The 18,747-nt window shown below is 66.9% G+C and carries 23 protein-coding genes; 21 read left to right on the forward strand and 2 right to left on the reverse strand.

The genetic code is table 11. From position 1 onward, the window contains the following. Positions 1 to 242: 242 nt before the first annotated feature. From ACWCQS_RS44060 to ACWCQS_RS44075, 4 genes are all read left to right on the forward strand, one after another. Positions 243 to 758 carry a DUF4365 domain-containing protein gene (locus tag ACWCQS_RS44060; protein ID WP_451009739.1) on the forward strand — a complete coding sequence of 172 codons (516 nt, stop codon included), beginning with the start codon at positions 243 to 245 and terminating at the stop codon, positions 756 to 758. A gap of 161 nt (positions 759 to 919) precedes the next feature. Continuing rightward, positions 920 to 1,978, forward strand: a complete 1,059-nt coding sequence (locus ACWCQS_RS44065; RefSeq protein ID WP_451009740.1) for a hypothetical protein — start codon at positions 920 to 922, stop codon at positions 1,976 to 1,978. Between the two features lie 282 nt (positions 1,979 to 2,260). Then, on the forward strand, positions 2,261 to 3,496 hold the full coding sequence (locus tag ACWCQS_RS44070) for a helix-turn-helix domain-containing protein (protein WP_451009741.1): 1,236 nt from the start codon (positions 2,261 to 2,263) through the stop codon (positions 3,494 to 3,496). A gap of 17 nt (positions 3,497 to 3,513) precedes the next feature. Next, a complete protein-coding gene (locus ACWCQS_RS44075; protein ID WP_451009742.1) occupies positions 3,514 to 4,056 on the forward strand; it encodes a flavoprotein in 543 nt (180 codons plus the stop codon). A gap of 219 nt (positions 4,057 to 4,275) precedes the next feature. On the opposite strand, the gene ACWCQS_RS44080 is transcribed toward ACWCQS_RS44075, so the two are convergent. Continuing rightward, positions 4,276 to 4,668 carry a GntR family transcriptional regulator gene (locus ACWCQS_RS44080; protein WP_451009743.1) on the reverse strand — a complete coding sequence of 131 codons (393 nt, stop codon included), beginning with the start codon at positions 4,666 to 4,668 and terminating at the stop codon, positions 4,276 to 4,278. A 292-nt stretch (positions 4,669 to 4,960) separates the two neighbouring features. Here ACWCQS_RS44080 and ACWCQS_RS44085 point away from each other — a divergent pair, with 292 nt between their 5' ends. From ACWCQS_RS44085 to ACWCQS_RS44165, 17 genes are all read left to right on the forward strand, one after another. Continuing rightward, a complete protein-coding gene (locus tag ACWCQS_RS44085) occupies positions 4,961 to 5,152 on the forward strand; it encodes a hypothetical protein (RefSeq protein WP_451009744.1) in 192 nt (63 codons plus the stop codon). 168 nt (positions 5,153 to 5,320) lie between these two features. Then, positions 5,321 to 5,614 (forward strand): hypothetical protein, encoded by a 294-nt coding sequence (locus tag ACWCQS_RS44090; RefSeq protein WP_451009745.1) that lies wholly within the window; start codon positions 5,321 to 5,323, stop codon positions 5,612 to 5,614. A 94-nt stretch (positions 5,615 to 5,708) separates the two neighbouring features. Further along, positions 5,709 to 6,026 (forward strand): hypothetical protein, encoded by a 318-nt coding sequence (locus ACWCQS_RS44095; RefSeq protein WP_451009746.1) that lies wholly within the window; start codon positions 5,709 to 5,711, stop codon positions 6,024 to 6,026. A 2-nt stretch (positions 6,027 to 6,028) separates the two neighbouring features. After that, a complete protein-coding gene (locus ACWCQS_RS44100) occupies positions 6,029 to 7,075 on the forward strand; it encodes a DUF2637 domain-containing protein (protein WP_451009747.1) in 1,047 nt (348 codons plus the stop codon). Further along, the gene (locus ACWCQS_RS44105) at positions 7,072 to 7,722 is read left to right on the forward strand and encodes a GGDEF domain-containing protein (RefSeq protein ID WP_451009748.1); all 651 of its coding nucleotides are present in this window, start codon (positions 7,072 to 7,074) and stop codon (positions 7,720 to 7,722) included. The genes ACWCQS_RS44100 and ACWCQS_RS44105 overlap by 4 nt, the downstream gene beginning before the upstream one ends. After that, positions 7,719 to 8,048 (forward strand): hypothetical protein, encoded by a 330-nt coding sequence (locus ACWCQS_RS44110; RefSeq protein WP_451009749.1) that lies wholly within the window; start codon positions 7,719 to 7,721, stop codon positions 8,046 to 8,048. The genes ACWCQS_RS44105 and ACWCQS_RS44110 overlap by 4 nt, the downstream gene beginning before the upstream one ends. 28 nt (positions 8,049 to 8,076) lie before the next feature. Next, complete coding sequence (locus ACWCQS_RS44115) at positions 8,077 to 8,403, forward strand: hypothetical protein (RefSeq protein WP_451009750.1); 327 nt, start codon at positions 8,077 to 8,079, stop codon at positions 8,401 to 8,403. 80 nt (positions 8,404 to 8,483) lie between these two features. Beyond that, on the forward strand, positions 8,484 to 10,709 hold the full coding sequence (locus ACWCQS_RS44120) for a cell division protein FtsK (RefSeq protein WP_451009751.1): 2,226 nt from the start codon (positions 8,484 to 8,486) through the stop codon (positions 10,707 to 10,709). 140 nt (positions 10,710 to 10,849) lie between these two features. Next, a complete protein-coding gene (locus ACWCQS_RS44125) occupies positions 10,850 to 11,101 on the forward strand; it encodes a hypothetical protein (protein WP_451009752.1) in 252 nt (83 codons plus the stop codon). Between the two features lie 153 nt (positions 11,102 to 11,254). Beyond that, positions 11,255 to 11,449, forward strand: a complete 195-nt coding sequence (locus ACWCQS_RS44130) for a hypothetical protein (RefSeq protein ID WP_451009753.1) — start codon at positions 11,255 to 11,257, stop codon at positions 11,447 to 11,449. A 13-nt stretch (positions 11,450 to 11,462) separates the two neighbouring features. Continuing rightward, positions 11,463 to 12,059, forward strand: a complete 597-nt coding sequence (locus ACWCQS_RS44135) for a hypothetical protein (protein ID WP_451009754.1) — start codon at positions 11,463 to 11,465, stop codon at positions 12,057 to 12,059. Beyond that, positions 12,056 to 12,244 (forward strand): hypothetical protein, encoded by a 189-nt coding sequence (locus tag ACWCQS_RS44140; protein ID WP_451009755.1) that lies wholly within the window; start codon positions 12,056 to 12,058, stop codon positions 12,242 to 12,244. The genes ACWCQS_RS44135 and ACWCQS_RS44140 overlap by 4 nt, the downstream gene beginning before the upstream one ends. 5 nt (positions 12,245 to 12,249) lie before the next feature. Beyond that, positions 12,250 to 12,735, forward strand: coding sequence for a single-stranded DNA-binding protein (locus tag ACWCQS_RS44145; RefSeq protein ID WP_451009756.1), 486 nt, complete (start codon positions 12,250 to 12,252; stop codon positions 12,733 to 12,735). 85 nt (positions 12,736 to 12,820) lie between these two features. Continuing rightward, positions 12,821 to 13,723 (forward strand): bifunctional DNA primase/polymerase, encoded by a 903-nt coding sequence (locus tag ACWCQS_RS44150; RefSeq protein WP_451009757.1) that lies wholly within the window; start codon positions 12,821 to 12,823, stop codon positions 13,721 to 13,723. Further along, complete coding sequence (locus ACWCQS_RS44155; protein WP_451009758.1) at positions 13,720 to 14,895, forward strand: AAA family ATPase; 1,176 nt, start codon at positions 13,720 to 13,722, stop codon at positions 14,893 to 14,895. Before ACWCQS_RS44150 ends, ACWCQS_RS44155 begins: the two co-directional genes overlap by 4 nt. Next, positions 14,879 to 15,070, forward strand: coding sequence for a helix-turn-helix transcriptional regulator (locus ACWCQS_RS44160; protein WP_107406877.1), 192 nt, complete (start codon positions 14,879 to 14,881; stop codon positions 15,068 to 15,070). Before ACWCQS_RS44155 ends, ACWCQS_RS44160 begins: the two co-directional genes overlap by 17 nt. Further along, complete coding sequence (locus ACWCQS_RS44165; RefSeq protein WP_451009759.1) at positions 15,067 to 16,545, forward strand: tyrosine-type recombinase/integrase; 1,479 nt, start codon at positions 15,067 to 15,069, stop codon at positions 16,543 to 16,545. Before ACWCQS_RS44160 ends, ACWCQS_RS44165 begins: the two co-directional genes overlap by 4 nt. 280 nt (positions 16,546 to 16,825) lie before the next feature. Here ACWCQS_RS44165 and ACWCQS_RS44170 read toward each other — a convergent pair whose 3' ends face one another. Then, positions 16,826 to 18,514 carry an NAD(P)/FAD-dependent oxidoreductase gene (locus ACWCQS_RS44170; RefSeq protein ID WP_451009762.1) on the reverse strand — a complete coding sequence of 563 codons (1,689 nt, stop codon included), beginning with the start codon at positions 18,512 to 18,514 and terminating at the stop codon, positions 16,826 to 16,828. Between the last annotated feature and the right edge of the window lie 233 nt (positions 18,515 to 18,747).

The raw sequence follows: 18,747 nt of genomic DNA on the forward strand, positions 1-18,747 counted from the left end.
AGACAGGTGGGACGCTGGCGCATCTTGCTGTCCCACCTGTCTGTGCAGGTCAGGGCTCTAACCGGACAGTCGGACACGTGGGGCGTGCAAGGCGCGCATCGTGGGCCACCAGTTACTCCGGCCAGATTTCGTCAGTCAGTTCGAATTCCGTCTCGCGCTGGTCCGCACTGAGCGCCACACGCGGTCTACCGGGAGTCAAACCGCGGTAGTAGCTTTACGTTTCCCGTGTGCGAGGGGGGACTGTGGGAGTCGCTGACAGTTGGCAGCAAGAGCAGGTCAGCCTGGCCTACGTTGCTGCGTTAGCCACCCGGGGTGGCTACACGTTGGGAAAGTGGGAAGTCGACAAGGATGGTGTTGACCTTTCCGTGAAGCGTTCCGACGGGCTGACTTTTGAGTTGCAGATGAAGTGCACTTACAGCCCTACGACGGTGGCGCAAGGAACGGCCTACTCTTACGATCTCGACATTCCGACCTACGATAAACTTAGGGCGTCCACCAGGACTTCAGTTGGATTCCTTGGGCTCGTAGTTGTGCCGCGCGACCTCGAAGAGTGGATGGTGCATGATGAGCATGAGTTGACGATGCGATGCTCGGGGTATTGGGCGAAACTGCAAGATGCGCCGCCAGTGGACAACACCAGCACCAAGGCAATACATCTTCCGATGAGCCAGAGAATCGATCTGCCTGGTTTTGAGGAAATGTTCTCACACGCGCTGCATAGGTTGATGTACGGCGCACAGGCGGTGACAGCGGCATGATTCGAATGCGTGTGGGGTTCGAGGACACTGCCAGCTATCTGACTCGGGCGTCGTGGCGTCCGGTAATGCAAGGTCCGTTGGCTGAAATTTGGGAAGCGGAGTCTAGCGACTCCCTCCGGTTAATGGTACCCAAGCAAGAGTCAGCTCCCGACTATCAGAATATGGTGCAGAATCTGACTCAGGAGCTCGCCAAGTTCGAGGGTCGGAGCCCGGAGCAAGTGAGGGAAGATATTGCTCGCCAGTTCCTAGATATCACCAAGCTTCGCGCCGCGAGTGCAGAACTGATTGATGACTCAATTCCCCTGAGTGCGGGTATCGCCTTGTTTGAATCGGCTAAGCGCCTTGTCACTGCGTCGGCGGCCTCAACTCTGCTGAGGCAGGGGAACTTTGGGCGAAACATGCCGAAGAGGGCAATTAACCACGCCAAGCACGTACGCCTGGGGCATACCCTTCAGGGTTCGTACATCATTCCAATCATCAATGAAGTTCGGGTACCGGACGTCTACACCCTTGATGAGGGCTTGGATCGGCAGCCGAGTCTTGACCTACAGGTCGAAGAGGCCCGCTTTGATCGAAGGGTCACGACGACCATGGCTCATGCCCTTGAGGTACTGGAAGAAATCGCGGTTACTCGCGATAGTGCCCCGAGCCCTGCCGAAGTGCACGATGCTGTGGCGGAAGGCGTGTCGCGGGAACTTTGCGATGCGGTTTTCCAGGTGCTTTCCACGGGGCAGGTGGATAGCTATGACATCGACTTCCAGTGGGCTCCTGCCGCGACTCCTCCGAGGCTGCTTACAGGAAAGGTCGACTTTCCGAAGGAATCGGCACGCGTTGTCGCTGAAATCGCGGATACGCTGAAGTCCTCCGAGCGAGTCGAAGAGCAAGTTATCTATGGGATCATCACAAACTGTGCCGCGCCCTTGCATGAAGGAAACGGTAGGGTCACGATTCAGGCAGCGATCGGGGGACGGGCTAGGACAGTGCGCTTCGACCTGGATTGGCAGAGCTTCGCGCTCGCTTCGCGCTATATGGCTGAGCGACGCCCTGTCTTTGTCCGAGGGATTCTACATATGCCTAGCGGTCGCCAAGCCACGATGGATGTGAGCGCCTTTGGTCCCGACCCGTCAACCATGACGCTGGATGAGGCTCTTGAAAGGGCTGATATGGACGTCGTCCGAAGCGCGTTGCCACCATCCCGAGATGGTTCTGCTGAGTCGTGATGCCACGCACTTGATAGATCGGACAGGTGGGGCAGCTCGGTTTCTCGCTGTCCCACCTGTTTTCGCAGGTCACCCCTACTGTTGGGACAGTCGGACAGGTGAGACACGTCCTGTCCACCACCGCGATTCTCGATCGTACGAACAGGGCCCGGACACTTCGTCCGGGTCCTTTGCCGTTGGGTGCCTCACGCTCGTTCGGGAGGACAGGAAAGACCATCTGTCCAGCGTGACGACCGGCTCGGTACCGTGAAGCGGGCCCCTACAACCAGGAGGCAACACGCAATGCGTGGTCTTGGAGATCACCTCAGCATCGGCGAGCGCATCGCGTTCTACCGGAAGCGCCGTGGCTACACGCAAGAGGTGTTGGCCGGTCTGGTCGGTCGTAGCACTGACTGGCTCGCGAAGATCGAGACCGGGCGGCGGAAGCCGCCCCGTATCGACATGCTCGCGGAGCTGTCGCGCATCCTGCGCGTGCCCCTCGGGGACCTGCTCGGACAGACGGTCCTCATGGAAGACGAGCGTCAACAGGACGACGTCCCCGCCGTACGCGACGCCCTGATGACCCCGCGTCGCCTCTCGCGTCTGCTCTTCGGTCCCGAGGCTGAGACCCAGTTGCCGACACCCGCACCGGTGGCCGTACGGGTGGAACAGGCATGGAACGACTACCAGGGCGGACGGCTCGGCAGCGTCATTGCCGCTCTCCCCGCGCTGCTTCAGACCGCGCAGGAGTTGGAGGATCGCGCGGCGCGTCGCGGCGACGACCGTAGCGATTGCTGGGCAGTGTCGGCCCGTACGCACCATCTCGCCGCTACGACGCTTGCGAAGATCGGTGAGTCCGACATCTCATGGCTCGCTGCGGAGCGCGCGATGCGAGCCGCTGACGAGTCGGACGACCCGCTCGTGTTGGCCTCCGCGGCCCGGTCCGGCACGCATGCCCTGCTTGCCAACGGGCGCTACGACGACGCTCTCGAACTGGGCAACACGGCGGCAAGGTGGCTGTCGTCCCAGGTGACAGAGAACGACCCGGCCGCGCTCAGCTTGCTCGGGATGATCCACCTGCGTGCCGCAGTGGCGGCAGCGCGGCATCAGGACCGGCCCACCGCCACGGGGCTGTTGGATCGTGCCGAAGAGCTCGCGGACGACCTCGGGTCGGATGAGAACTACTGGCAGACCGGATTCGGGCCGACGAACGTCCTGCTCCACCGTCTGTCTGTTGAGCTGGACCTCGACAATGTCTCCTACGTGGTGGAACACGGCCGGATCAACGTCGACCACATGCCGCAGGAACGCAGCGTCTCCCACCGCATCGACTACGCACGGGCTCTGTCGCTCGCCGGCCAGGGAGACGAGGCATTCGCGGAGCTGCGTACGGCCGAGCGCACGTCGCCGCAGCTCGTACGCAACAATCCGAGGGTGCGCGAGACGCTCCGGGACCTGATCAAACAGTCCCCCGTGACGGGTGGCTCGCGTTCGTCCGAGGTGTTCGTGATGGCGCAACGGTGCAGGGCGGTGCAGTGAGTTCAGGTAAGCGCGGGGTGCTCGGCGTCGTCGGGTCGGCGGCCGGTGGCGTAGAGGCATTGCGTACTGGTCTCGTCGAACCCGCGATGGCCCGTGGATGGCAGGTGGCCGTCACGCTGACGCCGACCGCAGGTCAGTGGCTGCGGATGAGCGGGGAGGTTGAGCGGCTGCAGAAGCTCACCGGCCTACCCGTACGCGACGAACCGCGGCTGCCTGGTGAGGCTCGGCCGCATCCGCCGGTTGATTGCTACGTGGTCGCTCCCGCGTCCGCCAACATGGTCGCCAAGCTCGCGACTGGCCTGATGGACAACCAGGCGTTGACTCAGGTTGGCGAGGCTATCGGCACCATCGGTCTGCCAGTCGTCGTCTTCCCGCGGGTGAACGCGGCGCACGCTCGTCACCCCGCGTGGCAAGGGCACATCGACGCCCTTCGGGCTGGGGGAGTGCACGTCGTCTACGGCCCCGACGTCTGGCCGCTGTACGAGCCGAGGGACACGCCGGCGGGGCGCGAACTTCCGTGGGCCGCAGTGCTGGACACCGTCGAGGAAGCTACCCGGTGACGAGTCGTCAAGCTGCATGACCTGCAAGGAAAGAGGACCCGGACAGTCTGTCCGGGTCCTCTTCCGTTTCCGGCCTCATGCTCATTGCCATGTCAAGGATCAATGAGCGAAGCAGCGAGTTGGAAGGTCTGACTCCTACGGAACTTGCCTTGATCGAAGCGAGTTTGAGTGAGGCGCGCGCTACGGTTGAACGACTGCTGCGGCGTGCAGACGAACTCACTACGCAGGTGGAGTCCCGTCGCCGACAAGCTGTTCAAGGCGATCCAGTCGCTCACCGAGCAGACGAAGAGCGTCATGAATCGAGCTGAGCTCTGCGGCCAGTGCGGTGAAGGCAGGGCTACTGCCCGGCTCGGTGCCGAGCGGCATCGAGGGGTCACGGACGAACGTCCCGCGGCCTTGCTGGGTGAGAACCAACCCTTCGTCGCGGAGCTGGCCGTACGCGCTCTGAACGGTCAGGAGCTGCACGCCAAGTTGCTTGGCAAGCGTGCGAGCCGCTGGGAGTCGATCTCCCGGTTCGTACTCACGCTTCGGGCCTGTGATCTTCGCTCGGAAGTCCGCAGCGATGTCCTTGGCCGTGGGCGCCGACCTGGGCGCTTCTGAGCTGTGCTCCATGGGTTCGAGAGTAGCCGGACTAAGTCAGGCAGATTGACATAAGTCAATCTGAACTCACGCCCGGAGGGCCCCGTGAAACGGGTCCCGAAGGAAGCGGCTGACCTTTGAGAAACGCCTGGTCACAGGCGCACATAAGTGGGTCTCGGAGCCGTCTCCCCCGAAGTGACGGCCGCGCGGATGCAAGACCGCGCGACTCCAACCCCTCCGCAGCGTCCGGCGTATGCGCTGCGGCCGGTTGCCTCCGTTGCTCGTCTCGAACGAGCAGCGCCGAGGGGAGCCGGAACATCCCTCGATGCGAGAGGACGCCTTCATGCGCAGGATCACCAACCCCAAGCACCCGAGTGTGAACCAGGTCGGTACGGACGTCGAGTACGAGGGCGAGTTGCACCGGATCACGGATGTCGGCGGCAGCTACTTCACGCTGGTCCGGCTCCGTGACGGGTTCGGCAAGAACGTCAAGATCCGTGAGGTCAACAAGCAGTAGCACTACGGCCCCGGCATCCCGCCGTGAGGGCGCCGGATCGAATTCGGCCCGGGGCACTGTCCCCGCCGCAGAAGCGGCTTGGGGACGCGCATCCCGAGCGGTCGCCTCTCACCACCAGGCCACGACCGCCCGGCATCTCTCTGTCCCTTCGACACCAGGAGCGCTGTCATGCGTGCCTACATCGGCGGTCACCAGGCCGTCTCCGTGAACGACTTCATCGAACTGGCCCTGGGCACACCGGCTGAGCTGTGGCTCGGGGTGGATGGCGAGACCGACGAGGAGCGCGCGGCCCGGCTGGACGCGGCCCGCGACATCCTCGCCGAGAACCCTGACCTCCCGGACGACGTGTCCCGCGTCGTCGCCGAGGTGATCGAGGCCCACGCCCCGGAGCTGTTCAACGTCGTCCCGCTCACCCGCGCGGCCGGGCGCCATCGGCCGACCCGGAAGGGAGCAGCGGCATGATCACGCAGTTGACCGAGGACGAGCACAAGACCTTGTCGCAGAAGGACAAGGACGCCAACAAGCGCTCCGAGCAGGGCCGGGGCGGTGGTGGACGATGAGCAAGCCGAACACCCGCCGTCTCGACCGCGCGATCCAGGATGCGACCCGCAAGCTCGAAGCGGCCCGCAAGCGTGAGCTGTGGCCCCTGGCCGGCTCCGAGAAGCGGGCTGTCCTCTCCGCCGCTGCCGGTGGCGCGATCAAGATTGTCCGGGGCAAGAACCCGACGCGCGCTGAGCGGAACTTCGAAAGGGCGTGGGAAGGGGCCGAGAGGCGGCTCAGCGCGGAGGTCAGCGCGCTGGAGAAGGAGCGCGACCGCATCATCGCCGACGCCGCCAAGGACAAGGCGGGCAAGAAGTCCTCGGGGTGGTGGTGAGCATGACTCACACCGCCGAGACGCTGCCGCAGGACGACAGCACGCCCGCCCTGCGCCCGTATTCGGTGCCGCCCCTCACCCGCCCGGAAGTGGGTCTGGCCGGGGTGGGGGCGCTGGCCGCCGCCGCGGTCGGGGCATTGGGCCTGTACGCCTCTTTCGACGCGGTGTCCCTGGCCGCCGCCCGGTGGGGGTTCAGCAACCCGCACACGCTTCCGATCGCGATCGACATCGCTATCCCGGTGTTCACCCTGGCCAACCTGCTGCTGGTCCGGCTGGACATGGCGCTGGCGTGGGTCAGGTTCGTGCCCTGGGTGCTCACGCTGGTCACGTGCTGGCTGAACATCGCGGCCGGCCACCAGCTGTCGGCGAAGGTGGCGCACGGCACGATGCCGTTGCTGTGGGTGGTCTTCTCCGAGATCGGTGCGCACGTCTACGCCGTCCGCATCGGAGCCGTCACCGGCCGCCGCATGGAGAAGATCCGCGTCTCCCGCTGGCTGCTCGCTCCGGCGTCCACCTTCCTGCTGTGGCGGCGCATGACGCTGTGGGAGGTCACCTCATACACCGACGCGCTCGCCCTGGAGAAGGAACGGCTGCTGGCCCGCGCCGATCTGCGCGAACGCTACGGCCGTTCCTGGCGCCGCCACACCCCGCGCCGCGAACGCGTCCTGCTGCGGCTGGGGGAACTGGCCCCGGTCGCGATCGACACCAAGCCCGACCCGACGCCGGACCCTGAGCCGGAACAGGCCCCCGCGGAGCCCAAGCCCGAAGCACCCAGGACGCCGCGCAGGCGACCAGCCCGCAGCAAGGCCAAGCCGGCGCCGCGCGCTCTGCCGGATCTGCTCGCCGAGGCCCGCGAGGTCACGGCCGACTGGCCGGATGCCGGGATCAACGCCGAAGCGCTGCGCAAGGCGCTGCACTGCGGCTCCGCCCCCGCCCGGCAGGTGCGTGACGCCCTGCTCGCCGAGCGGGCCGACCGCCGGGCCCTGCACCCCGTCGACACCGAGGACCCCGGCGTGAACGGTGCCGCCTGCGAGGAGGTAGCCGCGTGAACACCCTGACCACGGTCTTATCGTCCACGCTGCCCCTCGTCTGCGGGTGGGCCGTCCACGCGTGGCGGCTGCGCTCCAGCCTGGACACGGCCCGCCGTGACCCGCTGACCGGCCTGCACACCCGGGACGGCTTCACCCGCCGCGCCACGGCCCTGCTGAAGGACCCGCGCGCGATCGTCGTGCTCGCCGACGTCGACAAGTTCAAGCAGATCAACGACACCTACGGGCACGCGGCCGGAGACGCCCTGCTGAAGGCCACCGCCGCCCGGCTCGCCCACCACGTCGGCCCCGCCGGGGTGGCGGGGCGGCTCGGGGGCGATGAGTTCGCCGCCGTCCTCATCGACGCCCACGGCACCGCCGGCGACCGGCTCGCCGCGCTGCACGGCGTGCTCGCCCATCCGATCAACGGGCAGAACCCGCACGTGCGCACCACGGTCTCTTTGGGCTGGGTGCGCACGGCGGACTTCCCCGGCGAGGACCTGTCCGCCCTGCTGCGACGGGCGGACGAAGCGATGTACGCCGCCAAACAGGCCCGCGCGGGAACGCGCCGCGCCGGGCTGGGACGGCTGTTCGCCACCCTCGCCGGACGCCGCGCCGGCCGTACCGGTGCCCGTACGGACGCGCCCGTGGTGGGGGTGGCGGCATGAAGTCGGCACCGCTCGCTGCGGTTGACGTCTGGCTGCCCGTGATGGAGTCGGCCGGCTACCGCTGCCAGTGCGCGGGGGAGTGCGGCAACCCGCACGCCAAGACCGAGAGCCGCTGCCCGCGCGAGCACGACGGCTACACCAGCAAGCACGGCCACCGCATCCGCCTGATGGCCGCACCCGCCGACCCGTGCGTCCCGCCGGTGAAGGCGGTCACGCTGCCGCCCAGCGAGCTGCGGGCCTGGTGTCCCGAGTGCCACACCGCCGCCGTCCGGCATGTGCGTGTCAGCGCGCCGGTGGACGACGAGCCGGGCCTGTTCGATCTGTAACCCGTGCCCCTCTGAAGGGAGTTTGGGCGTGAGCCTGAAATGGATCAGCCGTCTGTTCCGCGGCTCGGACGGCTCGCTTGGTCAGCCGCTCCCCGCCGACTCGGCCCGGTTCGTCTGCCTGTCCGGCAGTAACTTCGGCGTCCACGGCGTGATCCCGGCGTCCCGGGCCCGCTTCACGGTCAGCCGACGTCGGGCGTGGGGACACGACGTCCGCGCTTATCCGACCACCGGCCGCGACGGCACCCCGTTCACGGTCATCTACACCCGCGTTGCCTACGCCGACGACCCCGGCCTTGAGGCGCTGGTCACGGTCTTCGAGTTCCCCGTCGGCAGCGCGCTGCCGCCCGGCATGTAACCGGACGGGCCCGGCCGCCCACCTCCTACAGCGTCGGCCGGGCCCGCTCTCCCTCACACCCGAAAGTGGAAGGAACCTCAGTGAACCACCCCGACGACAACGAACTCTTCAACCGACTCGAAGTCGAGATGGCCGCCGACTCCGGCGGAGAGGTGGTCGACCTCGACAAGGCCCGGTCGGCCCGCGCCGAGTCGGCCGACCCGAACGCCCGACCCGCCGCCGACCGGTCGCCCGACTCGGGGCGCGGTCGGTCGGGTTCTGAGTCGGCCGACCCGACCACGACCGTGATGGTCGACCAGCCGACGCCGACCGCGACCGGTCCGGGCTACCTCGGTCGGCTCGCCGGAGCCCGGCGCCGGGCGGTCGTCCCGGAGTGGCTGCGGTCGGTGGCGGAACTCAAGACCGCCGCGACGTGGGTGGCCCGGCACTACGCGCACGCCGCCGGGTACCACGCGCTGCGGGCCCCGGTCTACGCCGCCCGCCTCACCTTCCAGGCCCCGACCGGCGCGGCCCGGTTCATCGGCGGCACCATGCGGTGGGTGGCCGACCGCGAGGGCGAGCCGGTCCGCCTCGCCGCCGTACGCCGCGAGGACGCAGCCGAGTACCTGAAGCTGTCGCGGCAGCGTGACGGCCGGGTCCGGCTGCGCACCCTCGTCACCGTGCTCGCTCTGTTCGTCGGCACCGGTGCCGCGCTCGCTATGTACGTGCTCGCGCCGGGCTGGCTTCAGGCGGTGTCGGTGAGCGCGGTCGTGATGGCGCTCGGGTTCGCCGGCCGCCGCCCGGACGCCCCGGTCATCCACAGGGCTGTGGAGGTGCCCAAGGCGACCAAGCTCACCAGCGACATCGTGCTGCGCGCGCTCGGGGCGCTGGGTATCCCGGCGATCAACCAGGCGCAGGCCAAGGGCCGGGACGGGTTCGAGTTCACCGCCCCCATCACCCGCGACGGCCCCGGCTGGCGGGCGGAGGGCAACCTCCCATACGGCGTCACCGTGACCGACGTCATCGAGCGCCGCGACCGGCTCGCCTCCGGCCTGCGCCGCCCGCTGGGCTGCGTGTGGCCCGAAGCCGTGCCCGACGAGCACACCGGGCACCTGGTGCTGTGGGTGGGCGACCAGGACATGAACAAGGCCAAGAAGCCCGCGTGGCCGCTGGCCAAGTCCGGCACGGTCGACCTGTTCAAGCCGGTCGCGTTCGGCACCGACCAGCGCGGACGCTGGGTCGAGATCACCCTCATGTACATCGCGGGCGTCATCGGCGCCATCCCTCGCATGGGCAAGACGTTCCTGCTGCGTTTGCTGCTGCTCATCGCCGCCCTCGACCCGCGCGCGGAGGTGCACAGCTACGACATGAAGGGCACCGGCGACCTGGACCCGGTCGGCAACAACGTCTCCCACCGGCACGCCGCCGGCGACGACGACGAGGCGATCCTGTACGCGCTCGCCGACTTCCGCGCCCTGCGCGAGGAACTGCGTCGCCGCGTGAAGGTGATCCGCTCCCTGCCCCGGGACATCTGCCCCGAGAACAAGGTGACCAGCCACCTCGCCGACAAACGGTCGCTCGGGCTGCACCCGATCGTGGTCGGGGTCGATGAGTGCCAGGTGCTGTTCGAGCACCCCGACCACGGCAAGGAGTTCGAGGAGATCATCACGGACCTGGTCAAGCGGGGTCCGGCCACCGGCATCGTGGTGCTGCTGGCCACCCAGCGCCCGGACGCCAAATCGCTGCCGACCGGCATCTCCGCGAACGCGTCCGCCCGCTGGTGCCTGAAGGTCATGGGCCAGACCGAGAACGACATGGTGCTGGGCACGTCCGCGTACAAGCGCGGCGTGCGCGCCACCATGTTCGCCTGGGGAGACAAGGGCATTCACTACTTCGTCGGCGAGGGCGCCGACGCCCGGATCGTCTCCTCCGTCTACGTGGACGCACCCGGTGCCGACGCCATCGGCGCCCGCGCCCGCAAGGCCCGTGAGAAGGCCGGTTTGCTGTCCGGCTACGCGCTCGGGGAGGCCCCCGAGGAGGTCACGGGGCCGGCCTACGACCTGCTCGCCGACATCCTCGCCGTCGTGCCCGCAGCGCAGGCCAAGGAATGGTCCGAGACGGTCGTTGCCCGGCTCGCCGAACTGCGCCCGGAGGTCTACACGGGCTGGGAGCCGGAGACCCTCGCCGCCGCCCTCAAGCCGCTGGGGATCTCCACGATCCAGGTGGGGCGCCGCATCGACGGCAAGGTCGTCAACCGGCGCGGCGTGGACCGCTCCCACATCGTCACCGCGATTGCGGAGCGTGACGGAAAGCGGGACGCGAGCTGACGCCCGGGGCCGCTATCGATAGCAGTGCGCCCCGCTATCGTTAGCGGCCCCCTTAGCGGCCCAAACCCGGACTGATCAGGCCGCTAGTGTGTAGCGGCCCACCTGCGGAAACCCCTGAAAGCCGCCTGGAAGGGCCCCACGTGACCCCTCTCCTGCTTGCTATCGCCTGCCTGCTCGCCATCACTGTCGGTTACGGCGGGCTGTGTGCGGTCTCGCCGTTCGGCAACTGCCACAAGTGCCGCGGCATGGGCCACCGGCTGAAGACGGACCGCAAGGGACGGCTCAAGCGCGGCAAGGACTGCCGCCGCTGCCACGCCACCGGCAAGCGCATCCGTGCCGGCCGCTGGCTCTACAACCGCTGGGCCCGCATCTACCGCGCGGGCACCGACTGAACAGACGACCGGCGACCGCCCGCCATGAGACGGACCCCGCTCCTAGCTGGAGCTAGGCCAGCGCGGTCGCCGGTCAGCGCCCCGAACTTGCCAGCACTCGGGGCCCGCAGAGCCTACCGATCCGTCTCCCTCGCCTGAAAGCGAGATTCCTTCATGACCCTCACCATCTCGGCCGTGCTGCTGTTCGGCATCGCCTCGTTCTTCGCCCTCAAGACCAGGGCCACCGGCGGGGGCGCCGCGGTGCTGCTGTTCCTGTTCGGGTTCTTCACCGCCGGGACCGGCGCCTACGGCCCGATTCACGACCTGGTGGCGTCCTTCGCCCGGTTCCTGTCCCAGCTCGGCCACTGACCGGAGGCATCCCGTGAACGAACCCATCGTCGTGCGGCACTGGTTCACCGCCGCCGCACCCAAGGCCGCGCCCGGCGTCGCCACCACGACCGTGCTCGCGCTCGCCCGGATATGGAACGCCAACGGTGCCGAACACTCCGTCGGCAACGCCGCCCTCATGGCGGTCCTCGCGGCCGGAGCCGCGTCCGGCGGCGCCTCCCTGGCTCGCGCGGGAGAGCCCGTGCTCGCCGCCACTGGATACGCCGTCTCCGGCAGCCTCGCCCTCGCGGGCGTCGCCGGATACTCCGACGGCCTGTCCCTGCCGGTGCTGCTGTGGGCGCTGTCCACCGTGCTCGCCTACTGCTTCGCCGCCCGCCACTGGCGCCAGGACCGACGCGACGCCCTCGACCACGAGCGGCACATGAGCGAGCGGCGCGAGGAACACGCCCACGTCGAGCGCGTCGAGACCCTGCGCGCCACCGCTCAGATCGAGGTGGCCCGCGCCAGCGCTGTCTACGCCGAACAGCTCGCCCAGGCGCTCGTCACCCGCGCCACGCTGCCCGGCTTTGACCTCACCGCTCTGGAATCCGCCGGGCTGCCCGAACTCCCTGCCGCAGGGGACGACCGGTGACGTTCGAGATCCGCGTCATCTGCACCCCGGACGACGCCGACCGCGTCGGCACTGCCCTGGCCGCTGCGTTCGAGACCGGCGCCGTGCGCCGATACCCCACCCGCGACGGCAAGCGGCTGCGCCTGTACGTCACCGCCGACCACCGCGACTCCAGTACCAACCCCACCCACACCGAAAGCGAGTGATCCACATGTCCGTGGGAGAGACCCCGCTGACCATCGTCGGCAACCTCACCGACGACCCCGAACTCCGCTTCACCCCCAGCGGCGTGGCCATGGCGAAGTTCTTCGTCGCCTCTACCCCGCGCAGCTACGACAAGACCTCCGGCCAGTGGCAGGACGGCACCGCGATGTTCCTGCGCTGTACCGCCTGGCGCGACCTTGCTCAGCACATCGCCGACAGCCTGACCAAGGGCGCCCGCGTGGTCGTCACCGGCCGCCTGCGCCAGCACAACTGGCAGACGGACCAGGGCGAGAACCGCTCGATGCTCGCCCTGGAGGTCGACGACATCGGCCCCTCGCTGCGCTTCGCCACGGCCAAGGTCAACGGCATCCAGCGCAACGGCTCCGCGCCCAGCCCGGCCGCCGACGCGTGGAACACCCCCGCGCCCGCCCGGACCACGTCGGCCACGAGCGGATGGGGCACGCCGCCCACCGGCGACGAACCGCCGTTCTAGAGGCGCCCGGGGCGGGCGCCTCTCACCACAAGACCGCGCCCGCCCCGGCTCTCTTGCCCTTCGACAGAACAGGAGAACCCCCAGCATGACGCAACCGCGCCCCCACGACCAGCTCACCTCTGCGCTCGACGCTGCCTCGCGTGGCTGGCACGTCTTCCCCCTCATCCCCGGCGACAAGCGGCCCGCCGTCCGCGACTGGGAGAACCGCGCCACCACCGACCCAGACCGCATCACCCGCTGCTGGGCGCACGGCGCCTACAACATCGGAATCGCCACCGGCCCCTCGCGGCTGGTCGTCATCGACCTGGACACCCCCAAGACCCCCGACGACACCCCGCCGGCAGCCTGGGCCCTGCCCGGCGTGACCGACGGCGCGGACGTGCTCGCAGTATTGTGCGAGCGCCACGGCCAGCCTTTCCCCGGTCGCACCCACACCGTGCGCACCGGACGCGGCGGCCTGCACCTGTACTTCACCGCCCCCACCGACGGCGAACCGCTGCGCAACACCGCAGGCGACAAAGGCAACGGGCTCGGCTGGAAGGTCGACACCCGCGCGGCGGGCGGTTACGTCGTTGCTGCGGGCAGCACGGCGGCCGGACACCCGTACACCACCGTTCACGACGCCCCCGTCGTGCCCCTGCCCGGCTGGCTCGCCACGCTGCTGCGTCCGGCGCCGCTGCCGCCGCAGCGTCCGGTCACGGTCCCGCTGACCACCCGCAATCGGCGCGGCAAGTTCCTGACTGCCGCGCTCAACGGCGAGTTGGCCCGCGTCACCGGCTCCGGCCCGCACGAGCACAACAACGCGCTCTACTACGCCTCCGTGGCCCTCGGACAACTGGTCGCCGGGGGAGAACTGGACGCGCACGAGGTGACCGAGAAGCTCACCGAAGCGGCGCTCAGCGTCGGCCAGGGCGAGCGCGAGGCACGCCGCACCATCGCCTCCGGCCTGCGCGCCGGAGCCAACCGCCCCCGGCAGGTCGCGGCATGACCAGTAACGCCATCCCCCCGCTGCACCTGTACTCCGTGCCCACCGACCCGCAGACGGCCCCCCAGACACCGCCGAAGCGGGAGCGCCCGCGCACGGCGTGGACCGCGGATCAGCTCATGGCCGCGGACTTCCCGGAGCCGAGGTGGGCCGTGCCTGGCATCCTCGCCGAGGGCGTGAACCTGCTCGCCGGGCCCCCGAAGGTGGGCAAGTCGTGGCTGTCCCTCGGTCTGGCCCTCGCGGTCGCGGCCGGCGGCCACGCCTTCGACTCCGTACCTGTCCAGGGCGGCCCCGTGCTGTACCTCGCCCTGGAGGACACCCCGCGCCGTCTCCAGACCCGCATGGGCAAGATCCTGGGCGGGCAGGCCGCCCCGGCCGGGCTGACCCTGGTCACCGAATGCCCGCCCTTCCCCCAGGGCGGCAGCGACGCCATCGCCGGGTGGCTGGACCGCAACCCGGACGCCCGCATGGTCGTCATCGACGTGTTCGCCAAGATGCGCGGCCCCGCGCCACAGGGTGTCTCGCAGTACGACGCGGACTACGTCGCCGTCGGCTACGCCAAGCGGATCGCCGACCACTACGGCATCGCCGTGGTGCTCGTCCACCACGTCCGCAAGGCAGGCTCGGACGACTTCCTGACCGAGGTGTCCGGCACCAACGGCATCGCCGGAGCCGCGGACGCCACGCTCGTGCTGAAGCGGGCCCGCGGGCAGGCGGACGGCATCCTGCACGTGACCGGACGCGACGTCGATGAAGCCGAGTACGCGCTCAGCTTCCAAGCCGCCTCCGGCGCCTGGCAGATGCTCGACGGCCCGGTCACGGACCACACCATCGGCGATACCCGCGCGGCCATCCTCCGCCACGTCCGGGAGCACCCCGGCGCGCGACCGCGGGACATCGTCGCCGCGCTGCCGCAGCTCGATGCCGAGAACGTCCGCCGCACCTGCTCGCGCATGGCCGCGGACGGACAGCTGACCAAGGACGCCGGGGGTCGGTACTACCCGGACACCGAGACCCGGACACAGGGCACGCCGGGGGTGTCCCAGCTGTCCGACTGTCCCAGTACCCCATCTGACCTGTACGAACAGCTGGGACAGCCGGAATCGGGACTGTCCCAGCTGTCCGACTCCCGTTCCGCCGGCGAGAACTCGGAGGGAACTGACCGTGGCGCGTGACGAGATGCTCACAATCTCTCAGGTCATCGAGGAAATCGGCGTACCGCTGTCGACCTTCTACCGCTGGCGACAGCAGAGGAAAGGTCCGAAAGCAATCAAGCTCCCGAACGGCGCCGTACGCATCCGCCGTTCGGAACTGGAGCGCTGGATTGCAGCCCTGGAGGAAGCCGCGTGACCAATCGCAAGACCAGCGCGACGCCGGGCGCTCGTGGCAGCGAGCGCCCGGCCGGGCCTGAGGAGCCCACTCTCTCCACCGACGTCCGAGTCTGGAAAGTCAGCAAGATTTCCAGCAAGACAGCGCCCTACCAACTCCGTTGGGTGGTTGCTGGGAAAGTACGTCATGCGACTTTCACGACGTCGGCGCTCGCCGAGAGCCGCCGCTCGGAGCTCTGGCGGGCCATGCGCAAGGGCGAAGCCTTCGACGTAGAAACAGGGCTGCCCGAATCGGAGCTCCGGGCAGCGGCAGAGAAGACGAGTGCCAAGCCGGACCCGTCATGGTGGGACTTCTCTCGCGAGTACATGGCAGTGCGCTGGCGCACTGCCGCGGCGAAGACGCGCGAGGGTCTGGCGGACAGCCTCGCTACCGCAGCTCTCGGCATGATGGGGGAAAGCTCAAGAGCGCCGGCCCTGGAAGACGTGCGGCGCGCCGTACGGTGGGCCGTCGTACCGGCCCACAAGGATGAAGAGCCCCCGTCGGACCTGGAGAATGTCTGTGCGTGGCTGGCGAGCCATTCGCTTCCCCTGTCGGCTCTCACGGACGCCAAGGTCGTGCGGGACGTCCACTATCGGCTGTCGTTCAAGCTGGACGGCAAACCGGCGGCAGCGGATACCTACAAGCGTCGCCGCCGCGGATTCAACACAGCCATGGACTACGCGAGGCAGGAGGGATACCTAGAAGAGAATCCGCTGGCAGGAGTGAAGCGGCCCACTTCCAGTGGGAGCGATGCTGTGGATCCGCGGGTCCTGGTCAACGAGGTGCAGGGAAGGCAGCTCCTTACAGCCGTCTCGTATGTCGGCTCTGTGCACCGTAACCGGGGGAGGCGCCTTGTCGCCTTCTTCGGTTGCATCCTGTACGCGGCGATGCGTCCGGCCGAAGTGGTCGGACTCCGGTTGTCTGACTGCCATCTCCCTACAAAAGGATGGGGGACACTCACTCTCTGGGAGACGCGTCCCATCTCGGGCAAGAAGTGGACCGATTCGGGCGAGCGGCACGACAAGCGGGGACTGAAGTCACGGGAGCCGGGCACGGACCGGCCGGTGCCGATTCCGCCTGTTCTGGTGGCGATGCTCCGAGCGCACGTGAAGGAGTTCGGCACTGCCAAGGACGGGCGGCTCTTCCCCAACGAACGGGGGGAGTTGCTCGGTACGTCCAGCTACTGGCGGGTGTGGCAGGAAGCAAGACCGCTGGCACTCCCGCCGGTGAAGGTGGCCTCGCCCTTGGCTCGGAAGCCGTACCACCTGCGAGCTACGTGTATCACGAACTGGCTACGGGCGGGCCTCCCAGTAGCGGAAGTGGCCAGACGCGCCGGCAACTCGCCGGAGGTTATCCACCGCCGATACGCGGGCGTGATCGACGACAGCGAGACGGAGAACAACAAGAAGATCGAAAAGGCGATGGGATGGGAGGACCCCTTAACGGGGGGTGCCTAGGCGGTGTCCGACGGCCCGAGTGTCGCCTCTGACGATGGCACGCTCCCTCTGTCGCCGAGCGGGTGCTGAACCGGGTTACAACTTGCTCTGTTCATCAAGGCGGCTTGCTCCGCTCACCGCGCGCAGGCCCGGTCTCCAGCCGGGCCTGCGCTCTTGTCCCGCCCGGCTCCAATGAGCCGTGGCTGGAATGTAGAGGAAAGCGATTTTCCCTTTGATTCAGAGAGGTTGAAGCGTCAAGGCGGCTGCAGAGACTAGAGAAGCAGGACGACGGAGGCTGGATCTAAGGTTTCGTGAGCCCCAGAACGTTGAACCGCGTGTACGCCGGGCTGTCTCGGTCCACCAATATCCTAGGATTATTCGAAGCGTATCGTTCCATAGATGCTACAGCCGCTGCGCCTTGTCCTACGGCCTGGCCTACGCGCCTAAGAGAGTTCACTCGCACATCACCAGCAGCAAACACGCCATCCAGGCTCGTCTCAAACGGAAGTTTCGTTCCATGCGGCTTCAAATAAACGTCAGTTTTGATATACTTTTTCTGAGTTTGCGCCACTCTCTCGCAGTGCGGAGCCGCCTTCTTTCCTACCCATGCGGTGTCAGGGTCACCACCAATGAGAACATAGGCAGACGCGGCTCTGATCTCCCTGGTCTTGAGTGACCTACTGCCGTTCGCTTTCCTTACCTTAATAGCCTCCAATTGCCGGGCGCCCATAAATTCAACCACTTTGTAACCGAAATACCCCTCGGTGTCTATCTTGGAATTCTCCCTTATTGAATTCTGTAGGGCTTGAGACATCCGATCGAAACCGTCTTGGGCGACCATGACAACTTTGCGACTCTTTTTTGCGAACTGTAGCGCCGCTTGCCCTGCCGAATCGCCACCTCCTATGATCACAACGATCTTATCCTTTTCCCGCTCTTGGTCGCAGGGGAGGGCAGAATAGTAGACGCCGCGGTCGGGGTAGTGTTCCTTTCCTTTTGCTAGTTTCAATTCATGCGGCCTTGATCCGCATGCCAGAAGTATCATCCCGGCATTAAGATCTATTTTTTCGCCCCTCATCTGATCCAAGGCTTCGACAAGGTAACGACCATGGGCGGCCTTCTTGATACCTTGCGCTTCTAGGGTGGGAAGGAAATCGACCAAATCAAGGTTCGCCACCTGCTCAAGGGCGAGTTGAGCGAGTGCGGGTCCTGAAACGCCTTGGGGAAACCCGAGATAGTTATCTATCGGGTTGATAGATGTAGTGGCGATACCGCCTGGTATTTGATTCTCTATTATCAGAGTGCTAAGGCCAACGTTGACACTGGCATTAAGGGCAGCGGAGAGTCCTGCAGGTCCAGCGCCTACGATGATGAGATCGTACGGGTGGTCAAGTGGGCGTTTCGGATCCCTCACTAGCCTCAAGGCCTTGAAGATCTCTCCGGGGTGGGGATCTATCAATTCTTCATTCGTTCCGTCGATTTTGACGGTGATGTGCTCCTCGTTTCTTATCACCCGCTTAGACGGTGTCAAAGTCCGATGCAGGATGGCCAATATTTCGTCCGCCAGCTGTGACCCTTCAGGTCCGATCACAGCGACACGAGGATGCGGCGGACGAGACTTGGATTGCAACTTATTCACATCGGTACGGAGGCGCTCGGGCTTGCCGGACATAACATAGACGCTGGGGTCATGGCCACTATGCGGGGGCGCCAGGATCGCACTTGCTGCCGTAGGGTACCGTTCGTGCAGCCCGCGCAGAAGATTCTCGCCAGTGTCGTCCACTAGTGTTTCGTCAGCAATAGCGGCAGCCAAATATCCACCGTGTTCGGCTATAGCTCCTATTGTGGCGTAAGCGTCGTACTTGCTCGCAACAGGAACGACTTCCAAATTGCTGGCTGATCGTTCTATGTCTTTGGCGAGTTGATGGCGCACCCATGGGTCTGAATGAGCGAGCAGCAAGACCGGGGTATCGGCAGGCACACTAACCATCTCCGACACGCTGCGAAGGGAAGTTGCATAGTTAACTGATGGAGACGGACGTCTTTGCTTTCATCGTCGCGCTTTAGGCGCCGTCACGCACACCGATCTTGTGCCTGGCTACCGCTCTCGTTCGTGGGACGGACCACTGCGGCTAGTAGGGCTTGGTCAGGTTCACTCGCCGGTGGCGTGTCCGTTTGATCGGGTGTGCCGTTGACCGGGTGTGATGGGTGGGGAGTTGGCCG

It is taken from the genome of Streptomyces sp. NPDC002076 (assembly GCF_053593835.1).

Bases quoted from the DNA above. Each gene is read 5' to 3' on its own strand.
- ACWCQS_RS44145 (WP_451009756.1), top strand. From the start codon at position 12,250: ATGTCCGTGGGAGAGACCCCGCTGACCATCGTCGGCAACCTCACCGAC.
- ACWCQS_RS44130 (WP_451009753.1), top strand. From the start codon at position 11,255: ATGACCCTCACCATCTCGGCCGTGCTGCTGTTCGGCATCGCCTCGTTC.
- ACWCQS_RS44065 (WP_451009740.1), top strand. From the start codon at position 920: ATGGTGCAGAATCTGACTCAGGAGCTCGCCAAGTTCGAGGGTCGGAGC.
- ACWCQS_RS44150 (WP_451009757.1), top strand. From the start codon at position 12,821: ATGACGCAACCGCGCCCCCACGACCAGCTCACCTCTGCGCTCGACGCT.
- ACWCQS_RS44155 (WP_451009758.1), top strand. From the start codon at position 13,720: ATGACCAGTAACGCCATCCCCCCGCTGCACCTGTACTCCGTGCCCACC.
- ACWCQS_RS44070 (WP_451009741.1), top strand. From the start codon at position 2,261: ATGCGTGGTCTTGGAGATCACCTCAGCATCGGCGAGCGCATCGCGTTC.
- ACWCQS_RS44110 (WP_451009749.1), top strand. From the start codon at position 7,719: ATGAAGTCGGCACCGCTCGCTGCGGTTGACGTCTGGCTGCCCGTGATG.
- ACWCQS_RS44090 (WP_451009745.1), top strand. From the start codon at position 5,321: ATGCGTGCCTACATCGGCGGTCACCAGGCCGTCTCCGTGAACGACTTC.
- ACWCQS_RS44095 (WP_451009746.1), top strand. From the start codon at position 5,709: ATGAGCAAGCCGAACACCCGCCGTCTCGACCGCGCGATCCAGGATGCG.
- ACWCQS_RS44085 (WP_451009744.1), top strand. From the start codon at position 4,961: ATGCGAGAGGACGCCTTCATGCGCAGGATCACCAACCCCAAGCACCCG.
- ACWCQS_RS44080 (WP_451009743.1), bottom strand. From the start codon at position 4,668: ATGGAGCACAGCTCAGAAGCGCCCAGGTCGGCGCCCACGGCCAAGGAC.
- ACWCQS_RS44100 (WP_451009747.1), top strand. From the start codon at position 6,029: ATGACTCACACCGCCGAGACGCTGCCGCAGGACGACAGCACGCCCGCC.
- ACWCQS_RS44170 (WP_451009762.1), bottom strand. From the start codon at position 18,514: ATGGTTAGTGTGCCTGCCGATACCCCGGTCTTGCTGCTCGCTCATTCA.